A 21,265-nucleotide genomic window follows, 5' to 3' on the forward strand; every position below is an offset into this window, starting at 1 on the left:
CCGCGGCGCACCTCCTGCGCCGCCCTTCCCCGCCGCCCTCCTCTTTCTTCGGCCCCGCTGCGGGGGCCACCGTGCCCGTGCCGCCACCCCGGGCCGTCAGACCGTCCGTTCCACCGACTTCCGCATGCTCCCTGGAGGGGCTCCCATGTCCGCGCCATCCCGCCGCGCCCACCTGTTCCGGGCCGCGAGCGAACGCCCGTACTTCAGCAACGACGGCGAGTCGTACCTCGCCCAGCACACCCTGCGCGAACTCACCAAGTCCCGCCCGCTGCGGGTGCTCTCCGAGGAGGACTTCGCGCACTGGCAGACCTATGGCTACGTCGTCGTCCGCGAAGCCGTGCCGGCCGAGCACGCCCGCCGGATGCTCGACTTCGCCTGGGAGTTCCAGGGGCTGGACCCGCAGGACCCGGACAGCTGGTTCGCCGACCGGCCGTTCCGCTCCGAGCTGGACCAGCAGCTGCACATCTACGGCTTCGTCGAGGCCTACCACCACCAGCTGCTCTGGGACAGCCGGCAGAACACCCGCGTCTACGACGCCTTCGTGGACGTCTGGGACTGCGAGGAACTGTGGGTCACCCTCGACCGGCTCAACCTCAACCCGCCCAACCGCGGCAACCGCGACCGGGCCCTGATCGACCCCACCGACCGCGGCTTCGACATCGAACTGCACTGGGACATCGACACCACGCTCGGCGTGCCGCCGCAGCGGGTACAGGGCATCATCGCGCTCAACGACACCACGCCCGAGACCGGCGGCTTCCAGTGCAACCCGGAGCTCTTCCGGCAGTTCGACTCCTGGAAGCTCGCCCAGCCGGCCGGCCGCGACCCGATCCGCCCCGACATCGACCGCGCCGAACTCCCGGTCGTCCGCCCCGACCTGCACCCGGGCGACCTGCTGATCTGGAACGGCCTGCTCGCCCACGGAGTCGCCCGCAACCTCTCCGAGCAGGGCGTGCGCGCCGTCCAGTACCTGTCGATGATGCCCGCGCTGGAGGAGCACGAGCGGCTGCGCCGGTCCCGCGTGGAGTCCTGGCGGCACCTGCGCACGCCGCGGTGGAACCGCACCCTGGTGGGCGACCCGGTCCTGCACGAGTCCAAGCGCTACCCGACCGCGCAGCTCACCGGGCTCGGCGCCAGGCTGCTCGGCCTGAGCTCCTGGCACGAGCCGGCCGCCGAGCCCGCGAGCGCGGCAGCCGGTGCGGCGGCGGCTGGTACGAGCACGTCCGGAGTCGCCGCGTGCGCCGCGTCTGCCTGACCCTGCCCACCAACCGGGCGTGCGTCCCGGCCCTCCTCGCGCTGGCCGAGGAAGCCGCTTCCGGGGCACGGGAGTTCGGCGTCGAGGTCGAGCTGCTGGTGCTGGACTCCTCCCCCGCGCCGGTGGCCGCCGGGCACGCCGCGGCCCTGGCTGCGCTGCCGCCGGTGCCGGGCGTGCGCGTCCACCACCTCGACGAGGACGCCCAGCGCTCCTTCCTCGCCTGGGCCGTCGCCCGGGCGGGGCTCGCCGAGCCGGAGCGGATCCTCGGCCTGCTGCTGCCGGACGCCGTCTCCTACGGGGCGTGCACCGACCGGGCGTTCCTCTTCGCCGAGGCGCTGGGCTGCTCCTCGGTGCACCGCCGCGACTCTGACAGCCGCTACCAACTCCTCGACGGCGCACCGGTGTTCCCGCTGCACCAGGAGCTGGACGCGCTCGGTCTGCCGGCCGCGGAGGTCGCCGGGCGGATCGGCGGCGGCCGGCGGCTGGAGCGGATCCGCCCGGGGGCCGGGCAGCTGCCCGTGGCCCTGGTCGGCGCGTCCTTCATCGGCGAACTCTCGGTGGACGTCGCGGAGATCCAGGAGCTCGACCCGGCAGTCCACACCGAGCTGGTCGGGCTGTCGCTGCCGCCGTCCACCCCGGCGCTCTGGCGCGGGCAGGCGATCCGGGAGGCGTTCCGCGGCGCCGGCACCGAGCCGTTCACCGCGGACCGGGCGACGCTCGGGCAGGTCGCGCCGAACCGCGTCGACATGTGCAACGTGGCGCTCGGCCGCGAGGTGTACGGGCGGATCCCGCTCCCGCCCGCCGTCGACACCATCGGCACCGACTACGTCCTGCTCCACGTGGTCCACCACGCGCGCCTGCCCGGGGTGCTGCACAACCGGCACATCGTCAACTTCCACACCGGCGAACGCCGTACCGCGTCCGGTCACACCGCCTACCACCTGCGGCTCGCCCGGTTCCTGCTGCTCTCCGGCCGGCTCGCGCACCTCTACGACGCGCTCGCCGACCTCGCCGACCCGCTGGATGCCGGCCAGGTCGCCTCCGCCGTCCGCGAAGCGGCCGACGGCCCGACCGACCACCCGCCCGGCCACGACGGCCCGTCCGGCGACGCGGAGCGGCTCTCCACGATCGAGGGCTGCTACCGCCGTCTGGGCGGCGCGTTCGACCGGGTCGCCAACGCGCTCGCCGAGCGCCGGAAGGAGCTCCTGGACGGCGCGCGCGCCGACCTCCGGGACTTCGCCGACCTCATCGACGCCTGGGCGCCTCTGACCGCCGCCGTCCGCTCCGAAGGGCGAACCCTCGTGCCCACCACCGCCGCCACCTCCCGCACCGTCCCCGTCCGCTGGCAGGGCGGGGAGCCCCGCCGCGGGCCGTTGACGCTCGGCCAGGCGAACATGATCCGCTGCATCCTCCGGGACGGCGCCGCCGACGTCGACATCCACGACGTGTGGCCCGTCCCGGCCGGCGCCGCCATCGAGGCGGTGCTGGACGCCCTGCGGACGCTGACCGTGCGCCACGAGGCGCTGCGGACCGTCTTCCCGCAGCCCGACGGCGCCACACCGAACGAGCAACTCGTGCTGACCGAAGGCGAGTTCGACGTCACCGTCGTCGACTTCGACACCCTCCCCGTCGACCCCGGCGGCTACGCCGACGAACTGGCCCGCGCCGTCCGCCGCGCACCGTTCGACCTCGGCCGCGACCACCCGCTGCGCGCCGCGCTGCTCACCGAGCGCGGCACGCCCACCCACCTCGCACTGGTCGCCGGCCACGCCGCCGCCGACGGCAGCGCCCTCGCCGTGCTCCGCGAGGAGTGGACCGACCTGCTCGCCGGACGCGAACTCGCCCCGCTGGGCGACACCCTGACGCCGATCGCCCTCGCCGAGGAGGAGTCCGCCCCGGCCGGGCGGCGCAAGGCGGAGGCCTCGGTGCGGTACTGGGAGAAGGTCCTGCGCACCGGCCCGCAGGCGATGTTCGCCGAGCCGCGCGCCCGAGCCGCCGGCGGACCGGCCGCGCAGCTGACCCTGCGCTCGGCCCGCGGCGGCGAGGCCCTCGCCCGGGCGTCCGCCCGACTCGGCGTCCCCGCGTCCACGGTGCTGCTCACCGCCTGGTGCGCCCTGGTCGCGCACCGCGCCGGGCAGCGCGCGTACGTCGGCGCCGCCCCCACTGCCAACCGCTGGAAGGCCCAGCTGACCCGGGCCGTCACCCCGCTCTCCCAGGACGCGCTGATCCTGCTCGACACCACGGCGTCCGGCTTCGACGAACTGCTCGGCTCGGCCTGGTCCGCCGCGCTCAACGCCTACCGGCACAGCCGCTTCGACGCCGTCCGGCTGTGGGAGACGATCGACCGCACCACCGTCGAGCGCGGCTCCCGGTTCGCCCGCGACGTGGTGTTCAACGACGTCTCCGGCCTCCCCGGCGCGCTGCGCCCGGCGGCCGCGACGGCGCAGGCGGCGCCCGACCTGGAACTCACCTGGGGCGACGAACAGGCCCTGCCCACCGCCCTGCTGGCGTTCGTGTACCGCACCGACCCGCTGCTGCACCTCGCGCTCTGGCCCGACCCGCAGCTCTTCGACCGCGGGGAGGCCGAGGGCTTCCTGACCGGGCTGGTCCGCCTCCTGGAGGCCGCCGCCGACGGCGACGTCCCCCTCGCGGAGCTGACCGCCGTCACCGGCGTCCGCACCGCCGAACGGGACGCCGAGTGGCAGCTCGTCGACGGCTGCTGGGTCTCCCCCGCCGCCACCGCCGCCGCACTCTCGGACGCCCTCGACGGCCGCCCGGTGCACGTCACCGCCGACCTCACCGCGTACCTGGCCGGCGGCCCCACCCCCGCGCGGGCGCACGCCGCCCTGATGCGGATCCTCCCCGCGCGGCCGGGCGTGCTCGCCCCGCGCCGCTACCTGATCGTGCCGGAGACCCCGGCCGAACCCGGCCTCCCCCAGGCCTGGTTGCAGCAGCCCGCACTCACGGAAGGAAGCGGCCGCCCCCAGGCCGACCCGAGATGACCATTGACGACGACCTGACGGACGGCCTGACGGCACGTCCGCAGCCCGAGGCGCTGCCCAGCCCCTGGCGCTCCCACCGCTTCCGCATGCTCTTCCTGGCCCGCAGCTCCTCGCTGCTCGCCGACGGCATGCTGATGGTGTCGCTGACCGCCGCGGTGCTGCAGACCGGCTACGGCGAGAGCGGCGTGGGCTACGCGCTGGCCGCCTGGATGGCCCCGATCGCCCTGCTGGTGCTGTTCGGCGGCGTGCTCGCCGACCGGTTCACCCCGCAGGTGATGATGGTCGGCGCGGACGCCGTCCGGATGATCGCGATGCTGACCCTGGCCCTGCTGCTCGCCACCACCGACGTGCGGCTGTGGCAGATCATGGCGCTGATGGCGCTCTCCGGCGCGGCCACCGCGATGTTCCAGCCGGGCCTCGCGGGCATCGTCCCCCGGGTCGCCGAGGACATCCAGCGGGCCAACGCGCTGCTGCGCATCGCCGAGGCCGTGTGCACCCTGCTCGGCCCCGGCGTGGCCGGCCTGCTGGTCGGCTACTGGAACGTCGCCGGCTCCTTCACCGTCATCGCCGCGGCGTTCGCCGTCAGCGCGCTCGGCCTGCTGCCGCTGCGCAGCCTCGGCTCCGTCCAGGACACCGGCAGCGACCCGATCTGGCGCCGACTCGCCGACGGCTGGCGGGAGTTCAGCTCCCGCCGCTGGCTGTGGGGAGTGATCGCGGTCTGGTCGGTGTACGGGCTGCTGGTCTTCGGTCCGGCGCTGCCGCTGGGCGCCGTCGCCCTCACCGACCAGCACGGCAGCTCCGGCTACGGCTGGATCGCCTCCGCGGACGGCGCCGGCACCATCGTCGGCGGCCTGCTCGGCATGCGGGTCCGGCCCGCCCGACCGGTGGTCGCCGGGGCGTTCGCGATGCTGTTCTTCTCCCTCAACCCGCTGGCACCCGCGCTGCACTGGCCGTTCGCGCTGACCGCCGTCACCGGCCTGATCGCGGGCTGCGGCTTCGCGTTCTGGGGCGTCATGTGGTCGACCAGCGTCCAGACCCACATCCCGCTCGGCGTGCTCAGCCGGGTCTCCGCGTACGACGTGGCCGGCTCCATCATGGTCATCCCGGTCGGCCGCGCCCTCTCCGGCCCGGCCGCCGCCGCGTTCGGCACCGAGCACGTCCTGCTCTTCTCCGCCGCGGCCGGCCTCCTGCTCCTCGGCCTGATGATCGCCCTCCCCGCCGTCCGCAGCCTCGGCCGCACCCCGGACACCCCGGCGGCCTGACCGGGACCGCCCGGCGGGAGGGCTCGTCACACCCCGGGCACCGGCCGTACCGGAATACGGCTGGTGCCGCGGTCATTCCCCGCCGAGCGCCCGCCGCACCTCGTCCACCAGGTCGCCGGGGAGCCCCGGTCCGGCGCACGCGAGGTCGGTCAGCGCGGTGCGGTACGGGCTCGGCGGCAGCTGCGCGGCCCGGTCGACGTACTCGCGCAGCGCGCCCGCCGAACCGGTGTGCCGGCTCCGGTAGGCGGCGCCGGCCGCCCGCAGGGTGGGCTCGTCCGGCTCCGACTGCAGGGCCCGCTCCACCAGCCGGACCGCCTCCGCGAAGTCGTCCTGGAGGGCCCGGACATCGGCGAGGTCCAGGTACAGCGACCAGTTGTCCGGGTCCAGCGCGAGCGCCCGCTCGAACGCCGCCGCGGTCAGGTCGAGGTCGCCGAGCCGGCGCCAGGTGCCCGCCCGTACGACCTCGGTGAGCATCACCCGCTCGACGGCATCCGCACGGTCGCACAGGGCGAGCGACGCCTCGGTGAGCCCGCACGCCCGCAGGAAGATCGCCATCCGCGCCATCGCCTCCGGCTGCGGCTCGCGCTCGCACACCTTCCCGATCGCCTCGATCCACGGCCCGAGCGCCTCCCGCGCGGGGTCCGTGTCCAGCGGGCGGCCGTAGTCCGTCGTCCGCATCACCGCCTCGGCGAGGGCGTCGGGGGTCAGCCCCGCCAGGAAGCCCGGGTCGCCGAACCACGGCGCTGCCGTCCAGCGGACAGTGGGCCGCACGCCGCAGACCGAGCCGATCGCCAGCGCCGCGCCGTCCATGTCGCCGTCGAGGTAGCTCACGTACGACTGTGCCAGCACCTCGGACAGCGAGGCGGCACCGTCGAGCGTCGCCGCGAAGTCGTCCCGCCGCTCGCGCCGCAGTTCGGCGAGCACCGCGTACGGTTCGGGGTCCGCGGGCGCGGCGGCGATCGCCCCGGCCACCTGGTGCAGGGCGGCCTCGATGTTCCCCCCGCAGTGCGCCATCACCTTGGCGAGGGCGACTCCGGCCGCAACCGTTCTGTTCGACGTCATCCGGGGATGGTAGGCGAACGGTGCGCCGACCGGTCGCTCCGGCTCCCGGCACGGCCCCGCGGAGAGTCAGTGCTTGCGGATCCCGTTGAGGAGGTAGTCGACGCGGGCGGCGGTGTTCTCCGGGTCGAGCGTGTCGGGTCCCATGATCAGGAGGCGGTGGTAGACCGGGCCGAAGAGGAGTTCGACGATGGTGCGGGTGGGGACGTCGGTGCGCAGTTCACCGGCGTCAACGGCCGTTTGGAGGCGTTCCTGCCAGCGTGCCATCCGGGGCTCGAAGAAGGTCCGGCGCAGGTCCTCGGCGAGGCGGGGATCGCCCTGGGCGTCGGCGACCAGCCCGCGCCAGACGGTTCCGAGGTCGGTGCCGAGCAGGCGGATGACGGCCTCGGCCGTGGCGGTGATGTCGGCCTCGACATCGCCGGTGTCCGGCACCTGCGAGGCGGGCCCGGAGCGGTCGTTGAGCGCTTCGAGGACGACCGCGGCCCGGCTCGGCCACCAGCGGTAGATGGTCTGTTTGCCGACCCCGGCGGCCTGGGCGATGCCCTCGACGGTGACCTTGGCGTAGCCGTCGCGCAGGGCGAGTTCGAGGGCGGCGTCGAGGATCGCGCGGTGGGAGCGCTGGTTGCGCAGTTCCGGGTTCGGAGCAGGGGTCATGCCCGCAATGGTTTCACGGGACGGCACCGCTCCCGGTCTCCGAACTGCGGGGCGGGACGCCGTCGCGCACGTGCCGCCCCCGTCAGGCGGCGGCCGTTGAGGTACGCAGCGTCCGCCGGACGGCGTCGCGGAGCCAGCGGTGCGCGCCGTCGGCGGTGTGCCGCGGGTGCCACGCCATGCCGATGGTCAGCGGGGGCAGCGTCAGCGGGATGTCGAGGAGCCGCAGTCCGAGCGCGTCGGCGTCCCGGGTGAGCGGCGAGGGGGCGGCGCCAGGGAGGGCGGCGGGGACCAGGCAGACGACGTCGCTGCGGGCGGCGAGCGCCATCGCGGCCAGGTGGCCGGGGAGGACCACGCCGACCCGCCGGGTCAGGCCCTGCTCGGCGAGGGCGGCGTCGAGCGGGCCGGTGAACCGGCCGCGACGGCTGACCGCGACGTGTTCGGCCGCGGCGAGTCGCTCCGGGGTCAACTCCCCTTCGCTGAGCGGGTGTCCGGGCCGGACGGCCGCGACCATGCGCAGGCCGACCAGTTCCTCGACCTGGGTCTCGGGGTCCACGTGGTCGATGGACCCGACCTCCAGGTCGATCCGGCCGTCGCGCAGCGCCGGTCCGGCCTCCAGCTCCTCGGCCCGGATCCGGAACGACACCCCCGGCGCCTCCCGCCGGCCCAGCTCCAGCAGGCCGGGGGCCAGGGCCGCACCGACCAGGTCGGCGGCCTGCAGGGTGAAGGTGCAGCGCAGACCGGCCAGGTCGACGCTCGCGCCGGGGCTGAGCAGCGCGCCGAGGCTGCGCACCACCGCGGCGGCCTCCTCGCGCAGCGCCAGGGCGCGCGGTGTGGGCACCATGGCCTGCCCGGCCCGGACCAGCAGCGGGTCCTGGAGGATCCGGCGCAGCCGGGCGAGGGTGCGGCTCATCGCGGCGGGCGAGGTGTGCAGCCGCGCGGCGGCGCGGGTCACGCTGTGCTCGGCCAGCAGGGCGTCCAGCGCGATGGCGAGGTTGGCGTCGATGACCGGTTCCGGGCTGTTCACCTGCATCATTCCGTTTCGAGCAAAGATTGCGTGCCGAAGTTCCCATTGTGGCAGCACGGCCGGCCTCCGCAGGATGAATCCCGCACCCCGATCCGTACGACCTGCGAGGAATTCATGATCGTCATCACTGCCCCGACCGGGAACATCGGCCGCCACCTGCTCTCCCGACTCCTGGACGCGGCGCCCGCCGCGGGCGAGCAGCTGCGGGTGATCGTCCGCGATCCCGCGCGGCTCCCGGACGCGGCGCGCGGACGTGTCGAGGTGGTCACCGGCTCGCAAGCGGACGCCGCCGTCCTCGACCGGGCCTTCGAGGGCGCGGACGCCGTCTTCTGGCTTGTCCCCCCGGACGCCTCCCTGACCCCCTACGACGCCTATCTCGCCTTCAGCCGACCCGCCGTCACCGCGCTCGCCGCCCACGGCGTCGGCCACGTCGTCGGCGTCTCCGCGCTCGGCCGCTCCACGCCGCTCGCCGACCGGGCCGGCCTCGTCACCACCTCGCTCGCCGTGGACGACCTGATCGCCGGGAGCGGCGTCGCGTACCGGGCGCTCGCCAACCCGTCCTTCTTCGAGAACCTGTTGGAGGAGACCGACTCGATCCGCGAGCGGGGCGTCTGGGTCGACACCGTCGACGCCGACCGCAGGGCCCCTCTCGTCGCCGTCTCCGACATCGCGGCCACCGCGGCCGGCCTGCTGCTGGACCGCTCCTGGACCGGCACCGCCGACGTCCCCGTCCTCGGCCCGCAGGACCTGTCCCCCAACGACCTGGCCCGCATCATGACCGAGCAGCTCGGCCGGCCGGTCCGCTACGAGCGGCAGCCGCTCGACGAGTTGCACACCACCCTGCTCGGCTACGGCCTGAACGCGGAGTTCGTCCGGGGCATCGTCGAGATGAAGCGCGCCAAGGACGAGGGCCTCGACGCCGGCGTCGCCCGCACCCCGCGCACCGCCTCGCCCACCACCTTCGAGCAGTGGTGCGCACAGACCCTCCGGCCCGCGGTCCTCGGCTGACGACCGGCACCGCGGCGACCGCCTGCCGGAGCCCCCGAACCGGCCGGCCCGGATACTCGGTTGCGGGTCGCGGGCGCCGCGGTTCAGGCTGGCGGCTCTGCGGAACGGAGAACGAGGAGGGGTCGCGGTGCTGGTCATGCCCGGGCGGCGGACGTCGACGATGGAGCTGCTGGCCGTCGAAGCGGCGGCTCGCGGGATGGAGGTCCGCGCGGCGGAGGACGTCGCGGCGACCGGGGGTCCGGCGTACTGGTACGGCGGGCCGGTGGCGGGTGCGCGGCTGGCGGACCGGCTCGGCTTCGCGCTGCTGGAACCGACGGACGGCTGGCTGGCCGAGCTGCCGCGGGAGTTCACGGGTCGGGACATCGTGGCGGCCACGGTCGCGGACGCGTGGGCGCTCGACCGCCCGACCTTCGTCAAGCCGCCCCGCGACAAGTCCTTCCCGCCCGCGGTCTACGCGGACGGCTCCCGCTTCCCTTCGGACCTCGATCCGGCGACGCCGGTGCTGCTCTCCGAGGTGGTGACCTTCGCCGCCGAGTACCGGCTGTTCCTGCTGGACGGGCGGATCGCCACGGCGAGCCGGTACGCGGTGTTCGGCCGGCTCGACCCGCGACCGCTCGACCTGGCCGCCGCGGACGCCGAGGACACCGCGGACGCCGCGGAGATCACCGCGTTCGTCGACCGGCTGCTCGCCGCGGCCGGCGACTCCCTGCCGAGCGCCGTCGTCCTGGACGTCGGCCGACTGCTCGACCCGTACCGCCCGGGCCACCGCTGGGCCGTGGTGGAGGCCAACATGGCGTGGTTCTCGCACGCGTACGCCGCCGACCCGGCGCGGGTGCTGGACGTGGTGCTGCGCGCGGCGGGTCCGCGCGCACGGCTGCGGCCGGACGATCTGCTGTTCGTCCGGCCGTGAGTCCCGTGGGTCCCGGGCGTCACCCCTCCGGGGTGGTGGCCTTGCCGTCGTACACGTTGTCCGGGGTGATGATCCGGGTGATCGCCCGGGCGATCAGGGTGGAGGGCTCCTGGCCGCCGCTGCTGGAGTCGGTGTTCATCATCAGGACCAGGGTGGCCTTCTGCGAGGGCAGGTACACGGTGACCGTCTCGTACCCGGGGATGGAGCCGTTGTGGCCGATCCAGCCGCTGGTCTCCAGGATGCCGAGGCCGTAGCTGGTGCCGGGGAAGCCGGTGGGCACGAACTTCAGCCGCTCGGCCTGGGTCTCGGGGCTGAGCAGCCGCCCGGTCGCGACGACCTCGGCCCAGTGCCGCAGGTCCTGCAGGTCGGAGATCATCGATCCCGCCGCCCAGGCCCAGCTGGGGTTCCAGTCGGTGGCGTCCTCGGTGGCGCCGCTGAGCGTCTGGTCGGTGTAGCCGCGCGGGTGCGGGTCGGGGAACTCGTTGCCGACCGGGAAGAGCGTGTGCCGCAGGTGGGCCGGGCGCAGCACCCGGTCGTGGATGAACTCGGCGAGCGGCCGGCCGCTGACCTTCTCGACCACCAGGCCGAGCAGGATCAGGTTGGAGTTGGAGTACTGGAACTGCGTGCCCGGGTCGAAGGTGTTGTCGTGCTTGTAGCCGTACGCGAGCACCTCCTGCGGGGTGAAGGTCCGCTGCGGGTCGCTCAGCAGGTCGTGCTGGAAGTCGGCGTCGAAGCTGTACGGGTAGAGGCCGCTGCGCATCTCGGCGAGCTGGCGCAGGGTGATGCAGTCGCCGCCCGGGACGCCGTCGATGTACTTGGCGATCGGGTCGTCGAGGCCGATGAGGTGGTCGTCGACGAGTTCGAGGAGCGCGGTGACGGTGAAGGTCTTGGTCTCGCTGCCGATCCGCACGTACTGGTCGGTGGTCATCGGGGCGCCGGTGGCCTTGTCGGCGACGCCGGTGGCGCGGACGTAGCAGCCCTTGCCGGGCATCCAGATGCCGACGACGAGGCCGGGGACGCCCGCCTGGGTGCGGACCTGCTCGATGGTGCCGTCCAGCTCGGCGTCGAGCTCGGGGCCGAGACTGCCGGGCCCGCCGGGCCGGCAGTCGGCCTGGACGGGCCGCAGGGCACCGGCGGCGTGGACCGTCGCGGCGGGGCCGACGGTGGCCGGGGCCAGAACGGAGGCGACCAGCATCGCCGTGGCGAACAGCCTGCGGTGGGTACGGCGCACGTCGGGTTTCCGTCTCTTCCGGATCACGGGTTCGGACGGCCAGCATCGCCACCGGACGCCGCGTCAGAGCCCGTGCCGCGCCTCGCTTCCTGGCGAGTCCACTCGTTCGGCGGGCAGACCGGCGGGGGTGGCGGTCGGTCCGGCGGGGGTGGCGGTCGGTCCGGCGGGGCCGGCCGTGCGCCGCCGGGTGGCGGCGACCAGGGCGACGGCGAGGAGCGCGCACAGGGCGCCGACCAGCCAGACCGCCCGGTAGCCGGCCTCGTCGGGCTGTCCGGTGGCGGGCCGGACGAAGGAGCCGAGGAGCGCGGCGAAGGCACCGCCCGCGACGGCACCTCCGAGGGTCTTGACGTTGTTGTAGAGCGCGGCGGCGACGCCGGTCCGGGTCGGGTCGGAGGCTTCGACGATCACGGTGGGCATGGCGCCCAGCGACAGGCCCACGCCGAGGCCGAGCAGGACGGATCCGGCGGCGAACTGCCAGACGGCGTCGTGCACCAGCGCGAACTGGAGGAAGGCGGCGGCCACCATGGCGAACGCGGCGAGCAGGGTGGTCCGGTAGCCGATCCGGGCGGCGACGGCGGCGGTGGCGAAGGAGCCGAGGACGGCGGCCAGGTGGCCGGGCAGCGAGACCAGGGCGATGGCGAGCGCGGACAGCGCGAAGCCGTAGCCGGTGGTGGCCGGGTCGGCGGCGAGGAAGGTGGCGTTGGGGGCCTGGCTGCCGAAGTAGAAGACGCCGAACGGCAGGGCGGCCAGGTAGACCGGCGCGACGTCCCGGCCGGCCATCGCCCGCAGGTCCACCAGCGGTTCGGCGGTGCGCAGTTCGACCGCCGCCCAGCCCGCCAGCAGCAGCCCGCCGGCCAGCAGCGGGCCGATCACCGCGGCGCTCCCCCAGGCGCCGTCCTTCGCACCGCCGACGCCGGCGAGCAGCGCGGTGACGGCCGCGCCGAGCAGGGCGACGCCCGGCCAGTCGACCCGTCCGCCCGCCCGCCGCGAGGACTCGGGGACGGCCAGGAACGCCACGGTGACGCACGCGGCGGCGAGCAGCGCGGGGACCAGCAGGGTGAGCCGCAGCGAGCCGGTGGCGGAGTGGATCAGCCCGGTGGAGACGCCGCCGAGCAGCGTGCCGAGCGCGAGCGAGCCGACCAGCCGGGCGATCGCGCGGCGGGCGCCGGCGACCGGCAGCCGGTCGCGGGCCAGGGCCATCTCCAGCGGCAGCAGGGCGGCGATCGGTCCCTGCAGCAGCCGTCCGGCGAGCAGCACCGGCAGGCTGTCGGCGAGGGCGACGACCAGGCTGCCGACGGCGATCAGGGCGAGGGCGGCGCGCAGCACGCGCCGGTGGCCGTACAGGTCGCCGAGCCGGCCGAGCAGCGGGACGCAGACGGCGGCGGCGAGCAGCTGGACGGAGATGATCCAGCTGGCGTCGGCGGCGTCGATGCCGAGGTGGGCGGTGAGTTCGGGCAGCAGCGGGGTGATGCCGATCTGCAGGAAGCCACTGGTGAGTTCGAAGAAGACCAGGGCGCCGACGGCGGCTCCCGCGGAGGCCTCGGGGGTGCGGGTCACGGTCGCTCCTGTCCGGTGGCGGCATCGCCAAGGGCGGCAGCGTCAGTGGCAGCGGCTGGGGCGAGGCGGCGCAGGGCGAGGCCGGCGAGCAGCGCGGCCGCGTACGGGAGCGCGCCGTCGTCGTAGACGGCCTGGGCGGAGTGGTTCATCGGCGCGGTGGCGGGGTCGGTGCCGGGTGGGCAGGCGCCGAGTCCGAGGTAGGCGCCGGGCACCTCGCGCAGGACGAAGGAGAAGTCCTCGGAGCCGGCCATCGGCGTGGGCAGCGGGAAGACCCGGTCGGCGCCGAGGACCTCGCGGCCGGTGTCGAGGGCGAACGCGGCCTCGCCGGGGTGGTTGACGGTCGGCGGGTACTGGTGGACGTACTCGATCTCGGCGGTGACGCCGTGCGCGGCGGCGGTGCCGTGCACGGTCCGCTCGAAGGAGGCCCGGACGGCCGTGCGCGCGGCGTCGGAGAAGGTCCGTACGGTGGCGGACAGTCGGGCGGTGTCGGGGATGACGTTGGGTGCGGTGCCGGCCTCGATCCGGCCGACGGTGACCACGGCCGGGTCGAAGACGTCGACCTCCCGGGTGACCAGGGTCTGCAGGGCGGTGACGGTGGCGCACAGCGCGGGGACCGGGTCGGTGGCGGAGTGCGGGGAGGAGCCGTGGCCGCCGGCGCCGCGCAGGGTCACGTGGACGGTGTCGGAGGCGGCGAGCATCGGCCCGGGCCGGGTGGCCGCGAAGCCGGTCGGCGCGTCCCGGGCCACCACGTGCAGCGCGTACGCGGCGACCACCCGCTCACCGGCCGCGTCCAGCACCCCCTCCTCGATCATGATCCGGGCGCCGCCCTGGCCCTCCTCGCCGGGCTGGAACATCAGCACCACGTCGCCGGCGAGCTCCGCGCGGCGGGCCGCCAGCAGGTGCGCGGCGCCGACCAGGCCGGCGGTGTGCAGGTCGTGGCCGCAGGCGTGCATCCGCCCGGCCAGTGCCGAGGCATACGGGACGCCGGTGTCCTCCTGGACGGGCAGCGCGTCCATGTCGCCGCGCAGCAGGACGGCCGGGCCGGGCCGTCCGCCGCGCAGCACGGCGGTGACCGAGCTGAGCGCCCGGCCGGTGGTGATCTCCAGGCCGAGCCCGTCGAGGGCGGCGAGCACCCTGGCCTGGGTGAGCGGGAGGTCGAGGCCGAGTTCGGGTTCGCGGTGCAGGGCGTGCCGCAGCTCGGTGAGGACGGGGGCGAGGGCGTGGGCGTCGGTCAGCAGGGACATGCGCGCTATCGTGGCGATCCGCACCACCGTTCCCGCCGATCCGCAGGAAAGCGTCAGCCATGGCCTACCAGGTGCCGGAAACCACCGGCGAGGCTCTCGACGAGCTGGACCACCAGCTGGTCACCGCGCTGCAGACCGCGCCGCGCGCCCGCTGGGAGCGGATCGGCGCGGCGATCGGTGCGGACGCCACCACGGCCGCCCGGCGCTGGCGCCGCCTGACCGGGGCCGGGCACGCCTGGCTGAGCTGCCACCCGGCCGGCATCGGGCCGACGCCGCCGCTGGTCGCGGTGATCGAGGTGGACTGCGTGGCGGGCGCGCTGCACGAGGTGGCCGCCGCGATCGTGGACGACCCGCACCTGATCACCGTCGACCACGTCACCGGCTCCCGGGACCTGGTGCTCACCGCGGTCTTCCCCGACCAGGCGGCGCTCGCCCGGTACCTCGGTCTGCGGCTGGAGGCGCTGCCCGGCGTCGCCGCGACCCGCTCCCAGGTCGCCTCCGCCGTGCACGCGGTCGGCAGCCGCTGGCGACTCGACCGGCTCGCCCCGGGCGGCCGGGACGTCCTCGACGAGACCGCGCCGGGCGGCGGTTCGGGGATCGGCCGGGGCCTGTCCTCCGCCGACCCGCTCGACCTGCGGCTGTTCTCGCTGCTCGCCGAGGACTGCCGGATGCCCGCCGCGGACCTCGCCGAGCGGGCCGGCGTCAGCCCCAGCACGGTCCGCCGCCGGCTGGAGCGCTACCAGCGGGAGGAGGCGCTGGTGTACCGGTGCGAGGTGGCCCGCTCGCTGTCCGGCTGGCCGGTCTCGGTGACCCTGTGGGGCGTCGCGCCGCCGGACGCGGCCGCCCGGATCACCGCGCAGCTGCCGACCCAGCGCGAGACCCGGCTGTGCGCCACCCTCTCCGGGCCGCACAACCTGCTGCTGACCGTCTGGCTGCGCTCGGTGCAGGACATCCCCGCCTTCGAGGCCCGCCTGTACGCCCGCTTCCCCGAACTCACCGTCACCGACCGGGCGGTGACCCTGTGGCCGCTCAAGCTGGCCGGGCAGGTCCTCGACCCGCGCGGCCGCCGGATCCGCGGCGTACCGGTCGACTTCTGGCACGACCCGGCGGCCGAACGCGCCGAGGCCGACCTGGTCCGCCGCCTCTCCGTCCCCCGCCGGCCGCTGCCCTGGAGATCGTCTTCAAAGGTGATCAAGTGATGGGAGATCATGTTCGGCGTGATACGTCGTCATGAGCTCTCGGATGTGGAGTGGAGGTGCTGTCCCGGTTCCTGCCGAGGTCTTTGAAGACGAGCTCTGGGCGACGACTGGCTGACGATCACCGCGGAGGTAACAGGAGGTCCGCGGCAAAACCAAGCCTCTTCACAGGTCATAGGCTTGCTGGGGGCTACACGACGTAGGCCGACGCGTAGCCCGAACCACAGGTCGAGGCGTAAGGGTTTTTCGGTGCGTCGGCGCCTGCATGCCTGCCCCTGGTAAGGGCCCGGGCGGCACACCTGCGCGTTTGCGCGGCAAATGCCGCGAGGTATAACTTGGCCAGCCGTGGAAAACTTCATACCCGCTAAGGCGCCCTCGATCTGCTCGAACTGCGGGAAAGAGTACCGGCCGCTGCGAAATAAGCTGTGCCAGCCGTGCTACCGGCGCGAAGCCAGGTACGGCACACCCGAGTACAAGGAAAAGGCCCCTACCGTCCTGACGGTCGAATGGGTCGAATCTCAGTGCCGATGGGAGGGTGACTGCCTGGTTTGGGAAGGAACTACCAGCAAAGAAGGCAATCCCCAGACCTCGGACCGCGAGTTGTGGGAGTCTCAGGGCATCAATCGCCAGATTCTCCTGCACCGATGGTTGTTTGAACAGGACTACGGCGTAACCCTTCGCAAGGGGCAGCACGTAAAGCGCTCCTGCGGCAAAAATCTGTGTCTGGCCTCGGATCATCTCAGCGCCAAGCCGCCATTCGCCGACCCGAATGACGAGCCGGCCCAGACTGGTCAGGTCGGTCCAGCTCCGCGTCCTGACGCAGAGGAAAACTGCGCCAACGGCCATCTCTGGACGGAAGAGACGCTCCACATTGACCCCAAGGGACGTTGGTCGTGCCGTCGCTGCAACGCTGAATCCAAGATGCGCGCCAAAGGAATCGACCCCGCCACCACGGAGTGGCAGCGTCGCAAACCGAGGGAGGAGGTTCTCGAGTGCAGCAACGGTCACGTGTATGGGGAGACGGGGTTTTACTTCAACGGAGAGACGCGCGTCTGCAAGCCGTGTTTCGCCTTGAAGGAGCGCAAGCGATGGCTTCGTGTCCTGTACGGACTGACAATCGAGGACTTCGAGCGGATGCTCGCCGAGCAGAGTCTGAAGTGCGCGATCTGCGCAGTGGAATTTGACCCGGAGGAGCACGACCGCAAGCCGGTGGTGGATCACAACCACAAGACTGGGGCCGTTCGAGAACTCCTTTGCCATAAGTGCAATCTGGCACTCGGCCATTTCGAGGACGATGTCACTCGCCTGCGGTCCGCGATCGACTACCTGATTAAGCATTCGGCGCCTTCATAACCGGATGTCGGCCGTTGTAGATGGGGCGGCTACGTGGCGAGGAGAACGTCCACCACGTGGTCGAGCATCCCCACCGTGAACAACTGCTGGTCTCCTGGCTGCCGGGTGACCAGACGACGCAGGTAGGTGGCGCGCAACGGGTCGGGCACCAGGAAGACCACCCGACGCGGCAGGCCCGAGCTGGTGCCGGCCAGGAGCTGTCCTGGCGATGATCCGTAGGGCACCTCGGTGGTACTTTGCCGGGAAGTCGCGGGAGGGGTGGGCAGGCAGGTGGACAGGGAGTTGCGGCATGCCGCTGTAGTGGCGCTCGGCGAACTCGGGCGAAGTCACGACTACCGTGACCGCGCGGATGCCGGCCACGGCCTGGCAGGGTTTGCCGAGATGCAGGAGGCCTTCGGGCCGCTACTGAAGCTCGTGCTCGACCCTGGTGACACCTTCGTGGCCAGAGTGACCGTGGAAGCACTGCTTCGGCGAAAGGGCAGGGTTGGACTGACGATAGTCGCATCCGCACTGGCAGTCGCCGACCCGAATCACGGGGATTGGATCCACACCGCAGTCGTGGACGTCTTCAGCATCTTCTCCCACGACCGGGACAACGCGATCCGCTTGTGTGAGGAGCTGTCGCAGGACGCTGACGACCGCGTTGCCCAGGGGGCTCGTCAGCTGCACGAACTCCTGGCTGAGATCGATCCCCTTCGTCGCCCCGCATAGCGCGGGGCGACCGCTGTCGCGAGAGCGCAGGTGATCGACGGCAGATCTTGGAGCCGTTACTCGCCCATCATGCGCGAAGCCAGATGACAACAGCTGGAGCAGTGACGGTGCCGAGGAAGACGTAGCTGCGCTTGCCGTAACGGGTCCCGACAGCGCGGGAGTTCTTGAGCTTGCTGATGGCCCTCTCCACGGTGTTGCGTTTCCACAGCCGATGGCGCTCGTAAACCGTCTTCCGCGGCCCGAACCGCTCCGGCAGATCGCGTCAGTGCACCCCGGTCCGAACCCCGTGAAGAATCCCGTCAATCGCCTGGCGGTGATCGCACCACCGCCCGCACCGACCGTTGCTCACCGGCAGAAACGGCCGCAGCCGTTCCCCCTGCGTCCGACAGATCCCCGCGTTCACCCCGCCCCACACCCAGGAGAACGATCCGACCAGGCAACAGTCGCATGATCGCCAGGACAGGCGCGCCAAAGCGGCGTCGCATACCGGCTTCCAGGCGGGACTGCTCGTTCCGACCAGAAGGACCAGGCGTACTTCCCTGGCGTGAGGAGGCCATCCGGGGCGACGTTCTCCCGCCCGGTGCCGTCCACCGCTGCGCTGCAGAGCGCGGTTTCCCGTCGGGTTGCCGGCTCGGTAGTTGGTGGCAGGGGCCTGCTTCGGTCCTGCGGTGCTGCCGTGCGCGGCACGCTGGTTCCCCTCCCCTGGGCCTCGATGTGACAGCGGAACCGTTGCGCATGCGGGCTGTGGACAGCGCTTGGTGGCGGCTCCGACTACGCATCTATCAGCACGGTTGGTGGGCAACGATATGACACGCCATCGGCCAGGGGTCGATCTCGTAGGCCACGAACGGGCGTTGGCAGACCGGACTCGACGACGACATCGTGTCCGCCCGCGCGCTGTGCGCGACGTGGACATCCCGGCCGGCCGCTCGCTTCGCCAACCGGGCGCTCTGAGGGGCGGATCCGGTTGCTCAGTCCTCCGGCCCGGCGGCGACCGTCTCGTAGGCGTATCCGCCCCGGCGAAGTGCCTGCACGAGGGCTTCGACTTCGACGGCGGTTCCGAGGGGTTCCCCGGCCTTCGCCGCCTTCAGCCTGCCGATCGCCTCGGCCGGGCTGTGGTCGAGGATCTCCCGCAGGTGGCGGGCCGCCGCGACGGTCCCGTCCCGGCCTTCCACGAGCCGGGGCCGGAATCCTCCGAACTCCGCCAGCAGTCCTTGCCTGACGTCCTCCGGCCCGGGCCCGTCGCCGTAGTCGCAACTGACCAGACCGCAGTTCTCGCACTGCCATTCGTCGAACCAGCCGAACTTCTCGGCCACGATCTGCTGGCCCCGCGAGCCCGTCACGTCATGGCCGCACTTGCTGCAGGTCAGCTGGTAGTCGAGTGCGCGATAGATCATGTCCTCTTCACGCTCCCGTTCCATCCATGCATGTTCATGTACCTCTGGACAATCTCATAGGACTTGTCCGTCCGGGCGAGGTGGGCGGCGTTCCGGGCCTCCGACAGCTTGGGGTGGTGCTTCCTGACATAGCTCTGCGGCCGATCTGGACCGGCTGCCCGGGGTCGGAGAGCTGTGACCGCACAGGTCCGCCGGGTGAACGGCGGAGACAGATGCGGTGGCCCTGAGCAGCCTCGCCTCGTGGTGGATCATGAGCAATACGTCCGATATCGGGAAGACGCGAAGGTGCTGCCAGCGATCGGGGAGCGCGTCGACGCCCAGGTCGGTCGGGTCACGATGCGACTGCCCAGGGCTGCAGCCGAGGCCGCAGTGGCGGCATGGGAACGTGACGAACTCGGTGGGCGAGCTCCCGAGACGCATGAGGAGTACGTCCGAGGTTGTCCAGGATCACGTGGACCGGGGCGCCGTCCGGGCGAGCGGCCCGGATCGACCTGAGCGCGGCCAGGGTGTTCGCCGTTTCCTTGCGACGCCTGTTGGCGCCCACAGGGTGTCGTCGCCGACCGAGCAGCAACTGCCCGGCATGGCCCTGCAATCGGGCGGATGCCGAACGGCCCGAACTCGTCGAACGCGAATGTTCGGTCGGGAAAGCGGTCCAGGACATGCTCGATGCGGTCGGGTTCGGCGTCGTAGTCGGGGTCGCTGGACTCCTTCCAGGTCTTGGTGCGCTGGAAGGTGACGCCGCGTCGGCCGAGCAGGCGGCCCAGGGCCTCACGGCCGATGCGGATCACCCGGCCGTGGACCCGGCGCAGGTAGGCGAGCAGTTTGCGGATGGACCAGCGGGTGAAGGGCTGCCCGAGCCTGGTGGGGCGGGTGGTGGCCGTCGCCACGACGAAGTCCTCGTCGTCAGGACTGAGCAGACGGGGACGGCCTCCCGCCCATTGAGGGTCCCAGGCAGGCCAGGCCGATGTTGTTGAACCGGTGGATCACGTCCCGCACGGTGTCCCCGTCCGCCTGCACCAGCTGGGCGATCACCGGGACCCGGTTGCCGCCGGCCGTGGCCGGCAGCATCATCGCCCCCGGTAGCGCACCGTGCTCGCGCCACCCCGACGCACGATCCGTTGTCACTGCCGGCCCTCCTGGTCCGCGAGTCTGCGAACCCTGACCGGCTGTCGGTTCGCCGGCGCCAACCCGGTGTACCTGTGCGGTCACAGCACCAGGTCGTTCTGCGCGCGGCATTGAAAAGCCATGTGACGTGTGCCATTTTACTTCGCAAGCCGTCACCGACGGACACCCCTCCGCTCCCTCCCCCAGGAGTGACTCTTGCGTGCCCTCGCCACGACCTTGCTGATAGCCGCCGTCGCGACCCCCCTGCTCCCCGTCGCCCAGGCCGCCGCCACGCCGTCACCGACCTCGGAGCAGTCCGCCCTCAAGGACTCCGGCCAGCGCCCCGCCCACGGCACCGCCAAGGGCGCCCCCGGCGCCGCCGCCCCCACCGGCGGCAGCCGGCTCGAATCGCGCATCCTGCCGATCACCTACACCTGCAGCCCGTCGCTGCGGATCCGGGCGCAGGAGATGACCTCCGCGCAGCTCACCGCCACCTGCACCAGCCTCGCCAACCAGGACGCGTACTTCCACGGCATCGTCCACGACCCCGGCCCGGTCGCCGGCGACCTCAACACCACCCTCGAGGTCGACGTCTTCAACTCCAGCGCCGACTACAAGGCGTACGCCGGGAAGATCTACGGCATCGACACCAACAACGGCGGCATGTACCTGGAGGGCGACCCCTCGCAGGCCGGCAACCAGCCGCGGTTCATCTGCTACGAGCGCACCGACGTCAGCCCCGGCTGGCAGATCTGGAACCTCAATCACGAGTACACCCACTACCTCGACGGCCGCTTCGACCTGTACGGCGACTTCAACGCCAGTCAGAGCACGCCGACCGTCTGGTGGGGCGAGGGCGTCGCCGAGTACGTCTCCTACTCCTACCGCGGCGTCACCTACGCCAACGCGGTGGCCGAGGCCGGCAAGCACACCTACGCGCTGCGCACGCTGTTCGACACCACGTACGCCAACACCGACACCAACCGCACCTACAACTGGGGCTACCTGGCCGCCCGTTACATGATCGAGAAGCACCCGGCCGACATCGCCGCCGTGCTCGGCCACTACCGCAGCGGGAACTGGGCCGCCGCGCGCACCCTGCTCACCTCGCTGGACTACGAGGCCGACTGGAACGCCTGGCTGACCGCCGTGGCCGCCGGCGCCTGATCCGCACCGCCCGCCGTGGGGGGGCCCGGGGGGGCCCCGGGGGGGCCCCCGGGGGGGGCCCCCCCCCCGGCGGGGGGCGCCCCCCCCCCCCCCGCGGCCCGCCCCCCCCCCCGCGCGGGGCGGGGCACCCC

Annotated in this window: 16 protein-coding genes and 3 pseudogenes; 9 read left to right on the forward strand and 10 right to left on the reverse strand. The window is 73.0% G+C overall.

Features of this window, described 5'->3' with window-relative positions:
- The first annotated feature begins 145 nt into the window (after positions 1 to 145).
- From ACGFX4_RS35120 to ACGFX4_RS35130, 3 genes are read left to right on the forward strand one after another with little or no spacing between them, the layout of a single operon-like run.
- Positions 146 to 1,255 (forward strand): phytanoyl-CoA dioxygenase family protein, encoded by a 1,110-nt coding sequence (locus tag ACGFX4_RS35120; protein ID WP_393083503.1) that lies wholly within the window; start codon positions 146 to 148, stop codon positions 1,253 to 1,255.
- Positions 1,237 to 4,257 carry a DUF6271 family protein gene (locus ACGFX4_RS35125; protein WP_393083506.1) on the forward strand — a complete coding sequence of 1,007 codons (3,021 nt, stop codon included), beginning with the start codon at positions 1,237 to 1,239 and terminating at the stop codon, positions 4,255 to 4,257. The genes ACGFX4_RS35120 and ACGFX4_RS35125 overlap by 19 nt, the downstream gene beginning before the upstream one ends.
- Positions 4,254 to 5,519 carry an MFS transporter gene (locus ACGFX4_RS35130; protein WP_393083509.1) on the forward strand — a complete coding sequence of 422 codons (1,266 nt, stop codon included), beginning with the start codon at positions 4,254 to 4,256 and terminating at the stop codon, positions 5,517 to 5,519. Before ACGFX4_RS35125 ends, ACGFX4_RS35130 begins: the two co-directional genes overlap by 4 nt.
- 72 nt (positions 5,520 to 5,591) lie before the next feature.
- Here ACGFX4_RS35130 and ACGFX4_RS35135 read toward each other — a convergent pair whose 3' ends face one another.
- The 3 genes from ACGFX4_RS35135 to ACGFX4_RS35145 all read right to left on the reverse strand — a co-directional run bounded on the left by ACGFX4_RS35135 (position 5,592) and on the right by ACGFX4_RS35145 (position 8,265).
- On the reverse strand, positions 5,592 to 6,581 hold the full coding sequence (locus ACGFX4_RS35135; RefSeq protein WP_393083512.1) for a tetratricopeptide repeat protein: 990 nt from the start codon (positions 6,579 to 6,581) through the stop codon (positions 5,592 to 5,594).
- Positions 6,582 to 6,647: 66 nt separating this feature from the next.
- Complete coding sequence (locus ACGFX4_RS35140) at positions 6,648 to 7,232, reverse strand: TetR/AcrR family transcriptional regulator (protein ID WP_393083515.1); 585 nt, start codon at positions 7,230 to 7,232, stop codon at positions 6,648 to 6,650.
- A gap of 82 nt (positions 7,233 to 7,314) precedes the next feature.
- Positions 7,315 to 8,265 carry a LysR family transcriptional regulator gene (locus tag ACGFX4_RS35145; protein WP_393083518.1) on the reverse strand — a complete coding sequence of 317 codons (951 nt, stop codon included), beginning with the start codon at positions 8,263 to 8,265 and terminating at the stop codon, positions 7,315 to 7,317.
- 105 nt (positions 8,266 to 8,370) lie between these two features.
- Here ACGFX4_RS35145 and ACGFX4_RS35150 point away from each other — a divergent pair, with 105 nt between their 5' ends.
- Positions 8,371 to 9,264, forward strand: a complete 894-nt coding sequence (locus ACGFX4_RS35150; protein WP_393083521.1) for an NAD(P)H-binding protein — start codon at positions 8,371 to 8,373, stop codon at positions 9,262 to 9,264.
- A gap of 160 nt (positions 9,265 to 9,424) precedes the next feature.
- On the forward strand, positions 9,425 to 10,174 hold the full coding sequence (locus ACGFX4_RS35155; protein ID WP_393083547.1) for an ATP-grasp domain-containing protein: 750 nt from the start codon (positions 9,425 to 9,427) through the stop codon (positions 10,172 to 10,174).
- 19 nt (positions 10,175 to 10,193) lie between these two features.
- On the opposite strand, the gene ACGFX4_RS35160 is transcribed toward ACGFX4_RS35155, so the two are convergent.
- The 3 genes from ACGFX4_RS35160 to ACGFX4_RS35170 form a co-directional block, all read right to left on the reverse strand.
- The gene (locus ACGFX4_RS35160; RefSeq protein ID WP_393083524.1) at positions 10,194 to 11,405 is read right to left on the reverse strand and encodes a serine hydrolase domain-containing protein; all 1,212 of its coding nucleotides are present in this window, start codon (positions 11,403 to 11,405) and stop codon (positions 10,194 to 10,196) included.
- Positions 11,406 to 11,468: 63 nt separating this feature from the next.
- Positions 11,469 to 12,962 (reverse strand): MFS transporter, encoded by a 1,494-nt coding sequence (locus ACGFX4_RS35165; RefSeq protein ID WP_393083527.1) that lies wholly within the window; start codon positions 12,960 to 12,962, stop codon positions 11,469 to 11,471.
- Positions 12,959 to 14,206, reverse strand: coding sequence for a M20 family metallopeptidase (locus tag ACGFX4_RS35170; RefSeq protein ID WP_393083530.1), 1,248 nt, complete (start codon positions 14,204 to 14,206; stop codon positions 12,959 to 12,961). Before ACGFX4_RS35170 ends, ACGFX4_RS35165 begins: the two co-directional genes overlap by 4 nt.
- A 59-nt stretch (positions 14,207 to 14,265) precedes the next feature.
- On the opposite strand from ACGFX4_RS35170, the gene ACGFX4_RS35175 reads away from it, so the two are divergent.
- Positions 14,266 to 15,405, forward strand: a complete 1,140-nt coding sequence (locus ACGFX4_RS35175) for an Lrp/AsnC family transcriptional regulator (RefSeq protein ID WP_393083533.1) — start codon at positions 14,266 to 14,268, stop codon at positions 15,403 to 15,405.
- A 342-nt stretch (positions 15,406 to 15,747) separates the two neighbouring features.
- On the forward strand, positions 15,748 to 16,755 hold the full coding sequence (locus ACGFX4_RS35180; protein WP_393083536.1) for an endonuclease VII domain-containing protein: 1,008 nt from the start codon (positions 15,748 to 15,750) through the stop codon (positions 16,753 to 16,755).
- Positions 16,756 to 16,784: 29 nt separating this feature from the next.
- On the opposite strand, the gene ACGFX4_RS35185 is transcribed toward ACGFX4_RS35180, so the two are convergent.
- The gene (locus ACGFX4_RS35185; RefSeq protein WP_393083539.1) at positions 16,785 to 16,979 is read right to left on the reverse strand and encodes a hypothetical protein; all 195 of its coding nucleotides are present in this window, start codon (positions 16,977 to 16,979) and stop codon (positions 16,785 to 16,787) included.
- A 46-nt stretch (positions 16,980 to 17,025) separates the two neighbouring features.
- On the opposite strand from ACGFX4_RS35185, the gene ACGFX4_RS35190 reads away from it, so the two are divergent.
- A complete protein-coding gene (locus ACGFX4_RS35190; RefSeq protein ID WP_393083542.1) occupies positions 17,026 to 17,466 on the forward strand; it encodes a hypothetical protein in 441 nt (146 codons plus the stop codon).
- Between the two features lie 202 nt (positions 17,467 to 17,668).
- On the opposite strand, the pseudogene ACGFX4_RS35195 reads toward ACGFX4_RS35190, so the two are convergent.
- From ACGFX4_RS35195 to ACGFX4_RS35205, 3 genes and pseudogenes are all read right to left on the reverse strand, one after another.
- Positions 17,669 to 17,869: pseudogene (locus tag ACGFX4_RS35195) on the reverse strand (transposase); the annotation flags it as partial.
- Positions 17,870 to 18,437: 568 nt separating this feature from the next.
- Positions 18,438 to 18,887 carry a hypothetical protein gene (locus tag ACGFX4_RS35200; RefSeq protein ID WP_393083544.1) on the reverse strand — a complete coding sequence of 150 codons (450 nt, stop codon included), beginning with the start codon at positions 18,885 to 18,887 and terminating at the stop codon, positions 18,438 to 18,440.
- A 409-nt stretch (positions 18,888 to 19,296) separates the two neighbouring features.
- Positions 19,297 to 19,978, reverse strand: a pseudogene (locus tag ACGFX4_RS35205) (helix-turn-helix domain-containing protein); the annotation flags it as partial.
- Positions 19,979 to 20,366: 388 nt separating this feature from the next.
- On the opposite strand from ACGFX4_RS35205, the pseudogene ACGFX4_RS35210 reads away from it, so the two are divergent.
- Positions 20,367 to 21,128, forward strand: a pseudogene (locus tag ACGFX4_RS35210) (collagenase); the annotation flags it as partial.
- Between the last annotated feature and the right edge of the window lie 137 nt (positions 21,129 to 21,265).

It is taken from the genome of Kitasatospora sp. NPDC048365, from assembly GCF_043200835.1.
GTDB classification, from domain to species: domain Bacteria; phylum Actinomycetota; class Actinomycetes; order Streptomycetales; family Streptomycetaceae; genus Kitasatospora; species Kitasatospora terrestris.